The 1,901-nt window shown below is 69.5% G+C and carries 3 protein-coding genes; all 3 read left to right on the top strand.

Features of this window, described 5'->3' with window-relative positions; translation table 11 throughout:
- The coding region (locus ACFYMM_RS44340) for a vitamin B12 dependent-methionine synthase activation domain-containing protein (RefSeq protein WP_388398542.1) at positions 1–942 on the top strand (942 nt) is incomplete at its 5' end.
- A complete protein-coding gene (gene metF, locus ACFYMM_RS44335; protein WP_388398539.1) occupies positions 939–1,796 on the top strand; it encodes a methylenetetrahydrofolate reductase [NAD(P)H] in 858 nt (285 codons plus the stop codon). The genes ACFYMM_RS44340 and metF, both read left to right, overlap by 4 nt.
- Positions 1,786–1,901, top strand: a 116-nt coding sequence (locus tag ACFYMM_RS44330) for an adenosylhomocysteinase (protein ID WP_388398543.1), incomplete at its 3' end; no start/stop codon positions are given. The genes metF and ACFYMM_RS44330, both read left to right, overlap by 11 nt.

Genomic DNA, 1,901 nt, shown 5'->3' with positions numbered 1-1,901 from the left:
TTCGAGGGCCTGCGTCTGATGGACGCCCTGATCGGCGTCAAACGCGGTGTCCCCGGCGCCAAGCTCCCCGAACTCAAACAACGACGGGTACGCGCCACCCCGGCCGTCGAGGTCGAGGAACGGCCGCAGGAGGGGCCCGTACGCTCCGATGTGGTCACCGACAACCCGGTGCCGGCCCCGCCGTTCTGGGACACCCGGATCGTCAAGGGCATCCAGCTCAAGGAGTACGCCAGCTGGCTGGACGAGACGGCTCTCTTCCGGGGGCAGTGGGGGCTGACGAAGGACCTGGTCGAGAGCGAGGGCCGGCCGCGTCTGCGCGGTCTGCTCGACCGGCTGCAGACCGAGAACCTCCTCGAAGCCGCCGTGGTCTACGGCTACTTCCGGTGCGTGTCCAAGGACGACGACCTGATCATCCTGGACGAGCACGGTGGCGAGCGCACCCGGTTCACCTTCCCGCGCCAGCGCCGCGGCCGCCGGTTGTGCCTGGCCGACTTCTTCCGCCCGGAGGAGTCCGGGGAGACCGACGTCGTCGGCCTCCAGGTCGTCACCGTCGGCTCCCGCATCGGCGAGGAGACCGCCAGGCTCTTCGAGTCCAACTCCTACCGTGACTACCTCGAACTGCACGGCCTGTCCGTGCAGCTGGCCGAGGCCCTCGCCGAGTACTGGCACGCCCGCGTCCGCGCAGAACTCGGCGTCGCGGCGGACGATCCCAGCTCGCTGGACGCCATGTTCCGCACCGAGTACCAGGGCTGCCGCTACTCCCTCGGCTATCCGGCCTGTCCGGAGCTCGCGGACCGAGCGAAGATCGCGGAGCTGCTGAAGCCGGAGCGGATCGGCGTCCATCTGTCCGAGGAGTTCCAGCTGCACCCCGAGCAGTCCACGGACGCCATCGTCGTCCACCATCCCCAGGCCGGCTACTTCAACGCGGGAGGCCGCGCATGACGACCTTCTCCTTCGAGTTCTTCCCGCCGAAGACCGCGGCCGGCGAGCGGACGCTGTGGGATGCGATCCGTCGGGTGGAGGCGCTGCGGCCGGACTTCGTCTCCGTGACCTACGGCGCCGGCGGTTCCTCCCGCGATCGGACCATCGAGGTCACCCGGCGTATCGCGGCGGAGACCATCCTGCGCCCGGTCGCCCACCTCACCGCCGTCGGCCACTCGGTGGCCGAGCTGAGGCACATCATCGGCGCCTACGCGGACGCCGGCATCAAGGACGTCCTCGTCCTGCGAGGCGATCCGCCCGGTGCCCCGAAAGGACCGTGGGTGCCGCACCCGGACGGCTTCACCCACGCCTACCAGCTGGTCGAACTCGTCCGTTCGCTCGGGAACTTCACCATCGGGGTGGCCGCCTTCCCCGAGCGGCACCCCCGCTCGTCCGACTGGGACACCGACATCCGGCACTTCGTGGCCAAGTGCCGGGCGGGCGCCGACTACGCCATCACGCAGATGTTCTTCGACGTCGAGGACTATCTGCGGCTGCGCGACCGGGTGGCCGCGGCCGGCTGCGACATCCCGATCGTCCCCGAGATCATGCCCGCCACCGACGTACGCCAGATCCGCCGGTTCGCCGAACTGAGCGACGCGGCCTTCCCCGAGGACCTGGCCCACCGGCTGGAGGCCGCTCGGGACGATCCCGCCGCGGGCCACCGCATCGGCGTCGAGTACGCCACCACCATGGCGGAACGCCTCCTCGCCGAGGGCGCCCCCGGACTGCACTACATCACCCTGAACAGGTCCACCGCGGCCCTGGACATCCACCGCAACATCATGAGTTCAAGGAGCATTCGTGTCGCGTGATTTCGCGGATTTCAAGGTCGCCGATCTGTCCCTGGCCGAGTTCGGCCGCAAGGAGATCACCCTCGCCGAGCACGAGATGCCGGGCCTGATGGCGATCCGCAAGGA

The organism is Streptomyces sp. NPDC006739, assembly GCF_042869815.1.
Classification (GTDB): Bacteria; Actinomycetota; Actinomycetes; order Streptomycetales; family Streptomycetaceae; genus Streptomyces.
This window is presented reverse-complemented; position numbering and strand designations above follow the sequence as displayed.